Raw genomic sequence first — 14125 nt, 5'->3', positions numbered from 1 at the left:
AAGCCCNCTNNGAGACCGTTGGGCAGATCCTAGATTGCGATGATCGGACCGTCCAAGACATAATGCGCAGCACTTAAGTCCCGGTAGGTCTGACATGATCGACATCCGCCAATTGCGCTACTTCGTCGCCGTCGCCGAAGAAGAACACGTCGGGCGCGCCGCCGAACGCCTGCACATATCCCAGTCACCCCTGAGCCGGCAGATCGCCCAGCTCGAAGAACGCCTGGGCCTGACCCTGTTCGAACGCAGCCAGCAACGCATCCGACTGACCCGCGATGGCCAGACCTTTCTTGCCGAAACCAAGGCGCTGCTGACCCATGCCAATCGCCTGGAATCGTTGGGCAAGCGCCTGGGTCGCGGCGAAGAAGGCGGCCTGTGCATCGGCTATATCGAAAACGCCATGCATGCCGGCGTGCTGCCCAATGCCTTGCGGGTGCTGCGCGTCGACCGACCGAACGTGCACGTCGCGCTGTACAACCAGAGTTCCGCCGAACAACTCGAAGGCCTGCGCCAGCGTAGTCTGGATATCGCCCTGGTCAGTGAGCCGCCTGTCGCCGACGATCCGGATTTATTGGGTTTCCAGGTACTGGACGACCCAATGCTGCTGGCCCTGCCCGAGCACCATCCCCTCGCCCAACAGGCCACACTGACCCCGGCCGACCTCGCCGATCAGGAGTGGATCGGCGTGCAGCACCACCAGAATGTCACCAACCGCCAAGACTTCGTCAGCGCCTGCATCCGCGCCGGATTCACCCCGGACATCCGCATGGAAGCCACCGGCCCCTTCACGGCATTGGCTCTGGTGGCCTCGGGACTGGGCATCGCCATGATTCAGAAAGGCTTGAGCCGCAATGCACCGCCGGGCGTGGTCCTGCGGGAAGTGCCGTGGATTTGCTTCACCAGACCGCTGTGGGCAGCGTGGCACCGGATCAATTTGCGGCCGCTGGTGGAGACGTTCAGGAAGGTGCTGACGGAATCGGAGCAGGTTCACAGCGGCTGAAATGTGCGTCGGGGCGATTGGCCCCAAACACCGCAGAGCCAGCAGATGAGATTTGCAAAATCGGCCCTGCGTTTTGTGCTTTGACCCACAGGTGGAGGGGTGGTGACCTCTCAATCTCATGAGATTTGCTCAAGCGGCCCTGCGGTTTTGTGCTTTGACCCGTTTCCCTTCCGCCGACTACAACAGCCACTGGCTTGTCATTCACGGGGGAACACCTGATGCCTGAGAGTAAAACCGCATTACCCGCCAGCCTGGCGATCACTCTGGCACTGTGTTGCGGCTTTTCGGTTGCGACCATCTATTACAACCAGACCATGCTGCCGTTGATTGGCGCCACGTTCAGCATTTCGGGCGCCCACGTCGGCCAGATCGCCATGCTCACCCAACTCGGTTACGCCCTCGGCTTGTTGCTATTTGTGCCGTTGGGCGACCGCGTAACCCGGCGCTCGCTGATCCTCGGCATGTTGAGCCTGAACTTCCTCAGCCTGATCGCCTCCGCCGTTGCGCCGACCTACTCCTTTTTGCTGCTGGCCAGTGTGGTGCTGGGGCTGTCAGCTGTCAGTGCGCAGATCATCATTCCCGCCGCCACTGCCCTCGCGCCCCCGGAGCAACGCGGTAGCGTGCTGGGCATGATGGTCAGTGGTTTGTCGGCCGGCGGTCTGTTGGCGCGGGCCTTGAGCGGCGCCGTCAGCACCTGGATCGGCTGGCGCGGCATGTTCTTCGCTGCCGCCGTGATGAACGTGATGCTGTTCATGGCGATCATGATCCGCATGCCGGTGACCGCACCGTCCAGCACCCTGCCCTATCTGGACCTGATGAAGTCAATGTGGAAACTGGTGCGCGCCCACCCGACCCTGCGTCGCTCCTCAGTCAGCGGTGGCCTGATTTTCGGTGCGCTGAACGTGTTCTGGGGGTCGATGGCCTCGTTGCTGTCGCTTGAGCCTTATCACTACTCCAGCGGCCAGGCCGGGCTGTTCGGGCTTTCGGCGATTGTCGGGATCGTCGCCGCCTCTTGGCTTGGCCGACTCACGCAACACTACGGCATCAAACTCAGCTACCTGGGGACCGGCGCGGTGCTGCTGGCCTTCATTGCGTTGTATCTGGGTGGTGCAGGCGGTTTCTGGTGGTTGATCCTGGCCTGTGCCACAGCACTGGACATTGGCAACCGGGCCAACCAACTGGCCAATCAGGCGCGGATCCTGGCCTTGGCTCCCGAGGCGATCAGCCGCTTGAACACGGTATTCATGGTCACCTACTTCACCGGCGGCGCGTTGGGGTCGGCCCTCGGGGCCAGCGCTGCCGAGTATCACGGCTGGCCAGGGCTGGCGGCGGTAGGTGCGTTGTTTGCGGTGTGCGGATTGGTCTCGATCTTTCATTCCCGACGCGCTGAAAAAAACGGCCCGTGAAGGGCCGTTTCTCATTTCGTGCAGGTAACGGCACTTCTGTGGGAGCGGGCTTGCTCGCTCCCACAGGGTTTGTGTTTCTGGCATGAAAAAGGGGCGGATCATCCGCCCCTTTTTCATTGATGTCCGATCAACGCAACGGCTGCCCCCGCGTCTCCGGCATCCGCAGATAAACCACCGCGCTGATTGCACTGATCACCGCCAGGTAAATCCAGAACAACCCGCCATAGCCCCAACCCGCCATGGCGGCCATCAGGTACGGGGCGGTGCCGCCGAACAAGGTCACCGACAACGCATACGGCAAGGCGATGCCCGTCACGCGAACCTCGGCCGGGAATTGCTCGGCCATGGTCACCGCCGAGGCGGCGCCGAAGCCGGTCATGATGACCATCGAGACGGTCTGGATCAGCGTCACTTCCATCAGGCTGATGCCGACGTGCAGTAAGCCAAAGCTCGGCCAGGCCCACAGGATCGAGGCGATGGCGAAGGCGATCAGCACCGGACGCCGCCCGACGCGATCCGCCAGCTTGCCGGCGAATGGCAGCAATACCAGCGACACACCAACGGAAATCACCCCGGCCAGCAAGGTGTCGCGGATCGACATGCCGGTGATCAAATGCACCTGGTTTGGATAGCTGACCATCCACACGTAGTTGAGCAGGTTGCCGGCCATGGCGATGCCGATCACGCGCATGGCATCGCGGCGATGGCTGAACAGCAGTTCGCGAATCGGGCGTTTTTTGCCGTGGCTGGCGATGCGCGATTTGAAGATCTCGGTTTCGCGTACCGACAGGCGAATCCATAGGGTGATCAAGCCCATCAGCGCGGCAATCACGAACGCGACGCGCCAGCCCCAATCGTAGAGCGCAGTGTCGCTGCCCATCGACGCCAGGGCAAAGCCGAGCAGGAAGGACACCAGCGTGCCGGCATTGATTGCAAACCACTGCCACGACCCGGCGAAGGCCCGGCGATGCGCAGGGGCCGACTCGATCAGAAATGCCGAGGCGGAGCCGAATTCGCCGCCCGCCGAGAAGCCCTGGACCAGCCGCGCCAGCACCAGGATGATCGGCGCGGCAATGCCGATGCTTTCATAGTTGGGGCAGATGCCGATCACCAGAGAGGCGACGGACATCAGCAGGATGGATAGCGTCAGGCCCTTCTTGCGACCATAGCGGTCAGCCAGTTGGCCCAGCACCGCGCCACCGATCGGGCGCATGATGAAGCCGACGGCGAACACGGCCAACACCGACAGCAAAGCGGTTGCCCCGTCACCGGCGGGGAAAAACTGCTTGGCGAGAATGGAGGAAAAGGTCGCATAGATGACCCAGTCTGTGTACTCGACGATGGTGCCCAGGGTCGCGGCGACAATCGCTTTTTTCTCTGCACTGTTGAGTTGTCGACCTTGGCTCTGAGTCGTGGCAGTGGCGTTGGATGCGGACGGCAGTTCGCTGTCCACCGTAGGGTAGTTGCTCATGGTTATGGCTCCCGTGGGCGCTATTATTGTTGACCTTTAGACGCGGCCTCAGTGTTGCTACGGGAGAAATATCCAGCACCGTCAGCTTCTCGTGTAGCGAGTTTTCAGGGCGGTTCGATTGACTAAAAATCAACCCACTGTGTTGAGGTTTTCTCAACGCATACCCCTGTAAAACTCGGTTGAAGGCGCCCGCGCGAGCGAGGGTAAATGCAGGCAATCATGGGGCTGCCCACGACCTCCCCCATGTACCGCATCGACAATAAAAGTTTCGCGAGGAGAACCCGCAATGTTTGAGCAAACCAACAGCTTCATCGATGGACGCTCCGTGCCGCCGCTGGACGGCCAGTACGAAGACAAAATCGATCCACGCACCGGCGAAAAACTCAACGAAGTGGCCAGCAGCGGCCCGGCTGACGTGGCCATCGCGATCGATTCCGCCGCCGCCGCGCTGCAAGCCTGGCGTGACATGCGCCCGGCGGACCGCGGGCGCATCCTCAACGATTTCGGGCGTTTGATCCGCGCCAGCGAAAGCACCCTCGGTGCGCTGGAACGGGCCGAAACCGGCAAACCCGGGCGCGAGATGGCGACCCTGATGGACCTCACGGCGCAGTACTTCGAGTTCTACGGCGGCATCGTCAATGTCATGGACGGTGAAGTGATCAACCAAGGCCCGAATTACCACGTCTACACCCGCCGCGATCCGTTCGGCGTGATCGGTGTGATCCTGCCGTGGAACGCTCCGCTGCATCAGGCGGCCCGGGCGATTGCTCCGGCGCTGGCCACGGGCAACACGGTGGTGGCGAAACCGTCGGAACACACCTCGGCATCGCTGGTGGAACTCGCGCGCATGGCTGTGGAGGCCGGAATTCCGCCGGGGGTGTTCAACGTGATCGTCGGCAAAGGCAGCGTCATCGGCCCGGCCATGGCGCATAACCCGCACATCCGCAAAATCTCCTTTACTGGCGGCATTCGTGCCGGTCAGGAGTTGGGGCATATTGCGGCGGAGCGGATCCTGCCGTTGACCCTGGAACTGGGCGGCAAGTCTGCCAACATCGTGTTCGACGATGCCGACCTGGACGCCGCGGCCAAAGGCTCGACCCTCGCGTTCACCTGGAACAGCGGACAGTGGTGCGCTGCCGGGACCCGGTTGCTGGTGCAGGAATCGATCTACGATCGCTTCGTCGACAAACTGGTGGCCGAGGTCGGCAATCTGCGGGTCGGCCCGCAGGACGATGCGACGTCCGGTCCCATCACCACCCGCGCCCAGTTCGAGAAAATCCAGAGCTACTTTGCAATTGCCGAACGCGAAGGCCTGACCCCGGCCATCGGCGGCAAGGTGGCGAGCCATCCCGGCTTTGAAAACGGCTGGTACATCGAGCCGACCGTCTACACCGGCGTAACCAATGACATGACCCTGGCCCGTGAAGAAATCTTCGGGCCGATTGTGTGCGTGATTCCGTTCAAGGATGAAGCGGACGCGTTGCGTATTGCCAACGACAGCGAGTTCGGCCTGGGGGCCGGTATCTGGAGCCGTGACATTGGCCGGGTGCACCGGGTGGCCGCGAACCTTGAGGCCGGGCGGATTGTGGTCAACGAATACAGCGGCGGGTTCGTCCAGACACCGTGCGGCGGGTTCAAGCAAAGTGGTTACGGGCGTGAGCAAGGGGTTGATGCGTTGTCGCATTACACGCAGCTCAAATCAGTGATCATCCGCCTCTGACGTCCCGTCAAACACCCAAGGGTGCAGCCATTGCTGCACCCTTTTTTCGTCCTCAAATACACCGCCCTCCAGAGGTGAAAGAAGTACCTGTGGCGAGGCACTCGACACAGGTAATTCTTTCACCACGAGTGAGCATCAGTTCATAGATCTAGGGGTTTACCAAAGCGCCAACGAGTAGGTCACAATCAAGCGGTTCTCATCGATATCACTGGAGAAATTGCTCCGCGCACTGGCGTTTTTCCACTTCAGCCCCAGGTCCTTCAACGGCCCGCTCTGGATCACATACCCCAACTCGGAATCACGCTCCCATTCCTTGCCGCCCTCCGCCCGGTTGCGCACGGTGACGTCGTCGCCCGACAGATAGCGGGTCATGAAGGTCAGGCCGGGAATTCCCACGGCGGCAAAGTTGTAGTCGTAGCGCGCCTGCCATGAACGTTCGTCCTGGTTACCGAAATCGTTGATCTGCACCAGGTTGACCAGATAGCCGTCGGTGCCGTTGATGTTGGCGAAACCGGTGTCGCCGCTCATGCGCTGATAACCCAGGCCCACCGCATGGCCACGGGCGCTGTAGGTCAACATCGCGCCCAGCGCCGAGTTGTCGACATTGCTGTTGCCCTCGTCAAGGCTACGCGCCCAGCGTAAATCCGAGTTCAAGGTCTGGCCTTCGCTGATCGTCCATTTGTGGTTCAGGGTCAGGTAGTGCTGCTGATATATCCCCTCCAGTTCACCGTAGTGATAGGCCGTGCTCAGCGCCGGCACCCAGCGGTAGGTGGCCCCGGCAAAGTCGAAGCGGTCACTGGTGGCGTGGCTTCCCAGGCGGATATTGCGCGACCCGCCGTTGAAAACGCTCATGTCTTCATTGTCGGAAGAGTTGCGCAAGTTGGTCTGGTCGAGTCGACCAAGGTCCAGGGACAGGTTGTCGAGGTCCGCGCTGTTGAGCCAGGCGCCGCGAAAGGTTTGCGGCAGCAGGCGTGAATCGTTGTACATGACCACCGGCATCCGAGGCAGCAAGGTGCCGACTTTCAGAGTGCTGCGCGCCAGGCGCAGTTTGCCGGTCAGGCCCAGTTCGCCGTAGTCATCCTCGGCTCGTCCACCCGGTCCACGCTCGGTATTGAGCAGCCCGGTGCCGGAGCGATCCGGCGATGAATCGAGCTTGACGCCCACCAGTCCGATAGCGTCGAACCCGACGCCGAGCATGCCGTCGGTGTAGCCCGATTCCAGCCGCAGGATGAAGCCCTGCGCCCATTCCTCTACCTTGCTTTGAGCGACGCCGGACTGACGAAAATCACGATTGAAGTAATAGTTGCGCAGCTCCAGGCTGCTTTTGCTGCCCTGAAGGAAATCGGCACAGGCCGGGTTCATCAGCGTGCTGGCGGCACTGCACAGCGACAGGCGCCATACCAGCGGGAAGCCCTTCCGGGCGTTGGAAAAGGGGCTGTTCATGGGTGTGTTTCTCTTATTGTTGTCAGGTTCGGCCACGGGCCAGACAGGCGCGTGACGGTCGATCCTGAAAGCCGCGCTGCCGACCGACAATCGAGAAAAACACGCCCTTCCCTTGAGTTTTAATCAAGTGGGTTTAGGCTTTGGTTTACGTACACTGCGCGCCGCTCCTCCCATAAGAACAAGAGTTGCTCACCATGGAACGTCTGCCTCCCCTGAATGCCATCCGCGCATTCGAATCCGTCGCCCGGCATTTGAGCATCACCCTGGCCGCCGATGAATTGAACGTCACCCCGGGCGCAGTCAGCCGGCAGATCCGCACGCTCGAAGAATTTCTCAAGCTCGACCTGTTCGTGCGCGGGCACCGCCAGATCACCCTGACCGCTGCCGGCGAGCAGTACTTCCGCGCGGTGGCCCGGGTGGTCGAAGACCTGCGCGGAGCCACCAAAAAACTCATGTCTCCACCGCTGCGCCGTCAGCTGAAAGTCCGCGCCTACACCACCTTCGCCATGCAGTGGCTGATCCCGCGCCTGGCAAGCTTCCACGCGCAGAACCCGAAGATCGAAGTGCTGCTGACCGCCTCCCTCGAGCCCGTGGACTTCTACAAGGAAGACATCGATGCCGCCATCCGCCTCGGCTCCGGTGAGTGGCCCAACTGCAATTGTCACGTGCTCAGCGATAACCAGCTGGCCCCGGTGTGCAGCCCGTCGCTGCTGCAGCATGGCCCAGGGTTGCAGACGCCGGCCGATATCGCCAACTACACCATGCTGCACTCGATCGCCCGCCTCGAAGACTGGCGTTACTGGCTGGAAGCTTGCGGGGTCAGTCGCGAAGTCGATGCCCACGCCGGCATGACTTATCAGAGTTCGTCGATGGTTTACGCGGCGGCGGTCGGCGGTCAGGGCATTGCCATGGCGCAGCTGTTTCTGGTGAACAAGGAACTGCAGGACGGCAGCCTGATCCGGCCGTTCGAACAGGTGGTGGACATGGGCGTCTACACCTACTACCTGCTGATTCCCAAGCACCGCGAGGAAAGCGAAGACCTGCGAATTTTCCGTGAATGGGTCCTTGAACAGGCACGCATCACCCGCGATCTGGCTTGAGCTTTGATCAAGGCACTGCGGCGTAAAACTGCTTTGTCGGTCATTTGTCACCGTGTCTAGCATGGGTCTCCATCCACAAGAAAGAGACCCGCCATGACCACCCCCGATACGCCTTCCATCGGTTTCATCGGCCTCGGCGCCATGGGCCAGAAAATGGCCCGCCATCTGCTCGACAAAGGCTTTGACCTGAACCTGTTTGATCCCAATCCCCACGCCTTGGCGCCATTGCTTGAACGGGGTGCGCGCAGCCATGCAACGCCTCGGGAAGTGGCGGACCACGCGCACATCGTGCTGGTCTGCGTGCCAACCCCGGACATCGTCGAAAACGTAGTGCTCGGTGCCGACGGCGTGATCCATGGTCAAAAGGTCAGCATTCTGGTCGACCACTCCACCACCGGTCCGAGCCTGGCCCGACGCCTGCAAGCGGCGTTGTCTGAACGCAACATCGCCGCCCTCGATGCACCGCTGGCCGGGGGTGCCGCGGGGGCGCAGAACGGCACGCTGTCGGTGATGGTTGGAGGTGATCGTGCCGCTTATGAGCGTTGCTCATCGGTATTCGCCGCCTTCGGCAAGAAGGTCGAACACATCGGCACCGAGCCAGGGCTAGGTCAAACCTTGAAGCTGGTCAACAACATGATCGTCGCCGCCACTCTGGTGGCCACCAGCGAAGCGATGTTATTCGGGGTCAAGGCCGGGCTCGACCCACGGCAGATGGTGGAGATGCTCAACGCCAGCACCGCGCGCAGTTTTACCAGCGAACAGATCCTGGCGGGCACCGTGATGCGCCGGGAATTCGACTTCGGCTTCCGCCTGGATTTGATGCGCAAGGACGTGCGGCTGTTTCTGGCCGAGGCGGAAAACACCGGAGTGCCGGCCTTCACCTCTTCGGTGGTCAAGCAGTTCTTCGATCAGGCCTTGAGCGAAGGTGACCCGGCGCGGGATATGACCCATGTGGTGCAGGTGCTGGATAGCCTCTTGATCGACGCTAGCGGTATGAAACGCTTCTAAANCAACGCAGATCAAATGTGGGAGCGGGCTTGCTCGCGAAAGCGGTGTGTCAGTCGACANATTCGNTGACTGACACACCGCNTTCGCGAGCAAGCCCGCTCCCACATTTTTGTNTTNCANCNTNACAGATTTTTCTATCACTGCCGCTCCAAACCGGGTTTTTATATCGTTTGTCGGGCCTTCTGCCCTGCCCGACCATGACCTCCAGAGCTTGTTCGCAAGCCCATAACAACAGGAGGTCATCATGAGTTTTTCCACGTCCATCTGGACGCCGTCCACGCCACCCGGCCTGCATGCCTCGCGCCATCACCACAACGGCGAAATATTCTTTCCGTCCGTGCCGGACGATTCGCCGCTGAGCAACCAGTTCGACGACACCGTGCTAGACGTCGAGGGCCAGGTCTACAGCTTCACCATCATGCACCCGAGCCCGAAAAGCGGCCTCGCCCCGTTCGTGCTCGCCTACGTCGACCTGCCCGGCCCGGTGCGTTTGTTCGGGCGCCTGATCGGTACCCCCGGCGTGCCGGCCATTGGCGAAAAATGCCGAGTGATTGCCGACGACACCTACGGCTACGTTTTCCAGTCCCAGGAGGCCCGTCCATGAGCCAGATGCATGTAATGGGCGGCGCCATGACCGTCTTCGGCCGTCACCCCGGTGTCATGGCCCCGGAACTGGCCCAGCGCGCAATTCTTGACGCCGTGGCCGATGCCGGCTTGCAGCTGGCCGACATTCAGGCCGTGTACTGCGCCAATGTGCTGGGCGGGATGATTCTCGGGCAGGTGATCGTGCGCGATCTGGGCCTGAAAGGGATTCCGGTCTACAACATCGAAAACGCCTGTGCCAGCGGCGCGACGGCGGTGCACCTGGCGCGCCACGCCTTGCTCGCCGGTCTATATGAACGCGTGCTGGTGTTTGGCATCGAGCAGTTGACCGCATTGGGTGGCGGCATGATCCCGATGCAGCGCAACGACCGCATGACCGACCTCTACGCCACGGCAGGCATGGTGTTGCCGGCGGTCTACGCGATGCGCGCCACCCGATTCATCCACGAGCGTGACGCCAAGCCCGCCGATCTGGCCGCTGTAGCGGTGAAGAATCGTCGTCACGGTTCGCTCAACGAATACGCCCAGCAACGCAACGAAGTCAGCCTCGAAGAGGTGCTCGCCTCGCGCATGATCGCCGACCCGCTGACCCTGTTGCAGTGCTGCCCGTCGCAAGTGGACGGTGCCGCTGCACTGGTGCTCGGCAACAAACCGGGACCCCACGCCAAAGACGTCAAGGTGCTGGGTTCGATCATTGTCTCGGGCCTTCGCGAGAGCGGTGACGAAGACATTCTCGATGCCGAAATCACCGCACGCGCCGCACGCCTGGCCTATGAACAGGCCGGTGTCGCCCCGGCCGATATCGGTGTGGTCGAGTTGCACGACGCCTTCACCATCGCCGAGCTGCTGTATTACGAAGCCCTCGGGCTGGCCGCACCGGGCGAAGCGGTCTCGCTGTTGCACTCGGGCGCCACCGCCCTCGGTGGTCGGGTGCCGGTCAATCCAAGTGGCGGCCTGTTGGCCAAGGGTCATCCACTGGGCGCCACCGGTGTCGCGCAAATGGTCGAGTTGCTCTGGCAGTTGCAAGGCCGCGCCGGCAGCCGCCAAGCCGGCACTCCGCGCCTGGGCCTGGCGCAATGCACCGGTGGCGGTATCGCCGGGGTCGACCACGCGGCGTCAGCCGTGCACATCCTGGGAGTCTGAAGCCATGAACAACCAACACTTTGCGGCCGGCCAGGTCGCCGTCGTCACCGGCGCTGCTCGCGGGATCGGCCTGACCATTGCCCAACGACTGGCGCATCAAGGGGTGTTTGTCTACCTGCTGGATCGCGACGAACAGGCACTGAACAACAGTGTCAGCGCGTTGCACGCCGAAGACTTGAAGGTCGCCGGAATTGCGCTGGACCTGACCGAAGGCGAGTCGGTCAACGCCGCCTTCACGCAGATCCACGAAGCCCACGGTCGCCTGGATTTTCTGGTGAACAACGCCGGCGTGGTCCGCGACAAACGCTTCCTGAACATGACCGAACAGGACTGGGACCTGGTGGTGGACACCAATCTGCGGGCGCAATTTCTCTGCTGCAAAGCGGCCCTGCCACTGATGCTGGAGAAAGGCTTCGGACGCATCGTCAACATGTCGTCCCGGGCCTGGCTGGGCGGTTTCGGTCAGGCCAATTACTCGGCGGCCAAGGGCGGCGTGGTCAGCCTGACCCGCAGCCTGGCCATTGAGTTCGCGGCCAAAGGCATCACCGTCAACGCCATCGCCCCGGGCATCGTCGATACGCCGCTGTTCCAGAGTTTCACGCCTGAGGTGCAGGCAAAACTCAAGGACACGGTGCCGGTAAAACGCATCGGCACCCCGGACGACATTGCCAATGCCGTGGAGTTTTTCCTCGCCCCGGCCAGCAGCTACGTCACCGGGCAAACCCTGTATGTGTGCGGCGGACGCAGTCTGTCCTCGGCCAGCGTGTGAGGTGAACGCCATGTCAGTCACTTTGGAAGTCCACGGCCCTGTGGCCCTGATCACGATCGACCGCCCGCAAGCCCTGAATGCGCTGGACCTGGATTCCCTCCAGGCCTTGCGCGGCCATCTACGTGAAGTACGCGACCGCCGGGAACTGCGTGTGGCCGTGATCACCGGCAGCGGTGAACGGGCGTTTTGCGTCGGCGCCGACCTGAAAAGTACGCGGGCCTCCTCGGCCTCCTATGCCGAGGCGCTGTTCCTGGCCAACGAACCCGCCGCAGACGCCGGGCTTTACATCCGCCAGATGGACCTTGCCGACCTCGACATGCACAAGCCGCTGATTGCCGCCATCAATGGCCATTGCCTGGGCGGCGGCCTGGAGCTGGCGTTGCAATGCGACCTGCGCATTGCCAGTGCCAGTGCGACGTTCGGTCTGCCGGAAGCCGCCGTCGGATCGATTCCGGCGGTCAGCGGCCTGCATCGTTTGATGCGCGCGGTGCCGCCCGCCCATGCGATGCAGATTGCGTTAACCGGGTCGCGCATCGATGCGTGGCAGGCCTGCGCTATCGGCTTGATCTCCGAGCGTCTGGACAGCCACGAGGCCCTGTTGCATCGGGCGATGATCCTGGCCGAGCAGATTGCCCGCCAGGCACCGCTGGCGATCCAGGCCTTGCAAACCCTGGCCCGCAGTACCGCGCACTTGAGCGACAGCGACGCCCAGCGTTTGACCGAATTGTATTGGGGCGTGTTGCGCGACACCGAGGATCGTCTCGAAGGCCGGCAGGCGTTTGCCGAAAAACGCGCACCGCATTACACGGGCCGCTGAAGCGCCCGAGGAGGCGAATATGTTACGCACCGCTCTGGACGGTCTGACCGTCCTCGATTTCACCCAGATCGCCGCCGGCCCCACGGCAACCATGCTGATGGCCGACATGGGCGCGCGGGTGATCAAGATCGAATCCCACGAAGGCGAACTGGGTCGTACCCTCGGCCCGGCGTGGGTTGGCGAGGATAGCGCGCTGTATCACGCGTTCAATCGCGGCAAGCTGGGTATGAGCCTGGACCTGAAACACCCGGACAGCGCCGCAGTGATCAAACGACTTGTGCTGCAAGCCGACGTACTGGTCGAAAGCATGCGCCCTGGCGTCATGGCTCGACTGGGACTGAGTTATGAGGACCTGGCTGCACTGAAACCGGACCTGATCTACTGCTCGATTTCCGCCTACGGGCAGGAAGGACCGTATGCCGACCGGGCGGGCGTCGACGGCATTCTGCAAGCCGATTCCGGCCTGATGAGCCTGATCGGCACGCCGAACTCGGCGCCCTCCAAGGTGCAAGCGCCGGTGGTGGATGTGGTCACCGGTTATATGGCATGCATGGCCGTGTTGGCCAAACTGCATGCCCGAGAAAAGGACGGCCTGGGCGGCCACCTCGACGTCAGCCTGATGAACTCGGCCCTGGCGCTGCAACAAGCGTCGCTGGCGAGCTTCCTCTGCGACGGCAAGCTGCCGACCCGCATCGGCAGCGCCGCGCCCTACTCTGCTCCGAACGAAGCCTTTGAGGCGGCGGATGGCTGGTTGATGGTCGCGGCGTACAACGGCAATCGCTGGCCGACCCTGAGCAGGGTGCTCGGACACCCGGAGTGGATCGACGACCCGCGTTTCGCCAGCTCGGCGCAACGCGTGGTTAACCGTGAAGCCATGTGCGCGGCACTGACCGACGTGTTCCACACCCGGCCGGTGGCCCATTGGCTAGCGGTGCTGCGCGAGGCCGACATCCTTTGCTCCAGGGTCAGCGATTACAACGACGTGCTGGCCCATCCGCAGATCGCCAGCAATGGCATGCTCGTGGAACTGCACCACCCGCAGCATGGCGTGGTTCGGGTACCGGGGTTTCCGGTCAACAGCCTCGAAGCCGCGCAAACACCGTATGCGCCGGCGCCGGAGAATGGCCAGCACTCGCGGTCGGTGTTGCGTGAGTGCGACTTTTCTGAGGATGAGATTGCCGATTTGCTGGCGTCCAATGCGATGCATTGTCCAGAGGTGGAGTTGGCCTGACCGAGTCCCTGTGGCGAGGGAGCTTGCTCCCGCTGGGTCGCGCAGCGGCCCCAAAACCTGCAAGCGCGCAATGGCCAGCAGATGAGATTTGCAAAATCGGCCCTGCGTTTTGTGCTTTGACCCACAGGTGGAGGGGTGGTGACCTCTCAATCTGTGCAACCCACAAAGCTGGATGAATAGATCCTGTCCCGCTCGTCTGTTTAAGCCTGAAACGGTGTTTGTTTAAACACCCTCGAAGATACTTCCTGAAAGCTACAAATCCTTGCGCCGTTGCCTACGGCTGCGCCAGAATCCGCCGGCTTGTGCGCCTGAGGGCCGCTCGGTAACTTGATTCCCGTCACTGCTCATCAGTGATCGGGTTTAGTCGCCCGGCTAAGGTAAAGCGGTCGCACGAGCATCGTCAGTCAGGTATTC

12 protein-coding genes are annotated in these 14125 nt (G+C 62.1%); 10 read left to right on the top strand and 2 right to left on the bottom strand.

Annotated features, from left to right (window positions below; genetic code table 11):
* Positions 1 to 94 precede the first annotated feature (94 nt).
* The gene (locus tag B7L09_RS30515) at positions 95 to 1000 is read left to right on the top strand and encodes a LysR substrate-binding domain-containing protein (RefSeq protein WP_094471916.1); all 906 of its coding nucleotides are present in this window, start codon (positions 95 to 97) and stop codon (positions 998 to 1000) included.
* A gap of 218 nt (positions 1001 to 1218) precedes the next feature.
* A complete protein-coding gene (locus B7L09_RS30510) occupies positions 1219 to 2406 on the top strand; it encodes an MFS transporter (protein ID WP_010455228.1) in 1188 nt (395 codons plus the stop codon).
* 127 nt (positions 2407 to 2533) lie between these two features.
* Here B7L09_RS30510 and B7L09_RS30505 read toward each other — a convergent pair whose 3' ends face one another.
* On the bottom strand, positions 2534 to 3877 hold the full coding sequence (locus B7L09_RS30505; protein WP_010455230.1) for an MFS transporter: 1344 nt from the start codon (positions 3875 to 3877) through the stop codon (positions 2534 to 2536).
* 286 nt (positions 3878 to 4163) lie between these two features.
* On the opposite strand from B7L09_RS30505, the gene B7L09_RS30500 reads away from it, so the two are divergent.
* Positions 4164 to 5597, top strand: a complete 1434-nt coding sequence (locus B7L09_RS30500) for an aldehyde dehydrogenase family protein (RefSeq protein WP_010455232.1) — start codon at positions 4164 to 4166, stop codon at positions 5595 to 5597.
* Positions 5598 to 5753: 156 nt separating this feature from the next.
* On the opposite strand, the gene B7L09_RS30495 is transcribed toward B7L09_RS30500, so the two are convergent.
* Positions 5754 to 7040 carry an OprD family porin gene (locus B7L09_RS30495; protein WP_010455234.1) on the bottom strand — a complete coding sequence of 429 codons (1287 nt, stop codon included), beginning with the start codon at positions 7038 to 7040 and terminating at the stop codon, positions 5754 to 5756.
* A gap of 194 nt (positions 7041 to 7234) precedes the next feature.
* On the opposite strand from B7L09_RS30495, the gene gcvA reads away from it, so the two are divergent.
* From gcvA to B7L09_RS30460, 7 genes are all read left to right on the top strand, one after another.
* Positions 7235 to 8140: a transcriptional regulator GcvA gene (gcvA, locus tag B7L09_RS30490; RefSeq protein WP_010455236.1), complete on the top strand. Its 906-nt coding sequence runs from the start codon at positions 7235 to 7237 to the stop codon at positions 8138 to 8140.
* A 93-nt stretch (positions 8141 to 8233) separates the two neighbouring features.
* Entirely contained in the window at positions 8234 to 9148 is a 915-nt protein-coding gene (locus tag B7L09_RS30485; protein WP_094471915.1) for an NAD(P)-dependent oxidoreductase, read from the top strand.
* A 244-nt stretch (positions 9149 to 9392) separates the two neighbouring features.
* Positions 9393 to 9752, top strand: coding sequence for a Zn-ribbon domain-containing OB-fold protein (locus B7L09_RS30480; protein ID WP_010455240.1), 360 nt, complete (start codon positions 9393 to 9395; stop codon positions 9750 to 9752).
* Entirely contained in the window at positions 9749 to 10894 is a 1146-nt protein-coding gene (locus tag B7L09_RS30475) for a thiolase family protein (protein ID WP_010455241.1), read from the top strand. The genes B7L09_RS30480 and B7L09_RS30475 overlap by 4 nt, the downstream gene beginning before the upstream one ends.
* A 4-nt stretch (positions 10895 to 10898) precedes the next feature.
* On the top strand, positions 10899 to 11663 hold the full coding sequence (locus tag B7L09_RS30470; protein ID WP_010455243.1) for an SDR family NAD(P)-dependent oxidoreductase: 765 nt from the start codon (positions 10899 to 10901) through the stop codon (positions 11661 to 11663).
* Between the two features lie 10 nt (positions 11664 to 11673).
* Positions 11674 to 12480 carry an enoyl-CoA hydratase/isomerase family protein gene (locus tag B7L09_RS30465; RefSeq protein WP_010455245.1) on the top strand — a complete coding sequence of 269 codons (807 nt, stop codon included), beginning with the start codon at positions 11674 to 11676 and terminating at the stop codon, positions 12478 to 12480.
* A gap of 19 nt (positions 12481 to 12499) precedes the next feature.
* On the top strand, positions 12500 to 13711 hold the full coding sequence (locus B7L09_RS30460) for a CaiB/BaiF CoA transferase family protein (RefSeq protein WP_010455247.1): 1212 nt from the start codon (positions 12500 to 12502) through the stop codon (positions 13709 to 13711).
* Positions 13712 to 14125 lie beyond the last annotated feature (414 nt).

It is taken from the genome of Pseudomonas mandelii, from assembly GCF_002251635.1.
Classification (GTDB): domain Bacteria; phylum Pseudomonadota; class Gammaproteobacteria; order Pseudomonadales; family Pseudomonadaceae; genus Aquipseudomonas; species Aquipseudomonas mandelii_B.
Note: the sequence above shows the minus strand (reverse complement) of the source record. Positions and strands in the feature narration are given on the sequence as shown.

Bases quoted from the DNA above. Each gene is read 5' to 3' on its own strand.
- B7L09_RS30505 (WP_010455230.1), bottom strand. From the start codon at position 3,877: ATGAGCAACTACCCTACGGTGGACAGCGAACTGCCGTCCGCATCCAAC.
- B7L09_RS30500 (WP_010455232.1), top strand. From the start codon at position 4,164: ATGTTTGAGCAAACCAACAGCTTCATCGATGGACGCTCCGTGCCGCCG.
- B7L09_RS30475 (WP_010455241.1), top strand. From the start codon at position 9,749: ATGAGCCAGATGCATGTAATGGGCGGCGCCATGACCGTCTTCGGCCGT.
- B7L09_RS30510 (WP_010455228.1), top strand. From the start codon at position 1,219: ATGCCTGAGAGTAAAACCGCATTACCCGCCAGCCTGGCGATCACTCTG.
- B7L09_RS30460 (WP_010455247.1), top strand. From the start codon at position 12,500: ATGTTACGCACCGCTCTGGACGGTCTGACCGTCCTCGATTTCACCCAG.
- gcvA (WP_010455236.1), top strand. From the start codon at position 7,235: ATGGAACGTCTGCCTCCCCTGAATGCCATCCGCGCATTCGAATCCGTC.
- B7L09_RS30485 (WP_094471915.1), top strand. From the start codon at position 8,234: ATGACCACCCCCGATACGCCTTCCATCGGTTTCATCGGCCTCGGCGCC.
- B7L09_RS30465 (WP_010455245.1), top strand. From the start codon at position 11,674: ATGTCAGTCACTTTGGAAGTCCACGGCCCTGTGGCCCTGATCACGATC.
- B7L09_RS30495 (WP_010455234.1), bottom strand. From the start codon at position 7,040: ATGAACAGCCCCTTTTCCAACGCCCGGAAGGGCTTCCCGCTGGTATGG.
- B7L09_RS30480 (WP_010455240.1), top strand. From the start codon at position 9,393: ATGAGTTTTTCCACGTCCATCTGGACGCCGTCCACGCCACCCGGCCTG.
- B7L09_RS30470 (WP_010455243.1), top strand. From the start codon at position 10,899: ATGAACAACCAACACTTTGCGGCCGGCCAGGTCGCCGTCGTCACCGGC.
- B7L09_RS30515 (WP_094471916.1), top strand. From the start codon at position 95: ATGATCGACATCCGCCAATTGCGCTACTTCGTCGCCGTCGCCGAAGAA.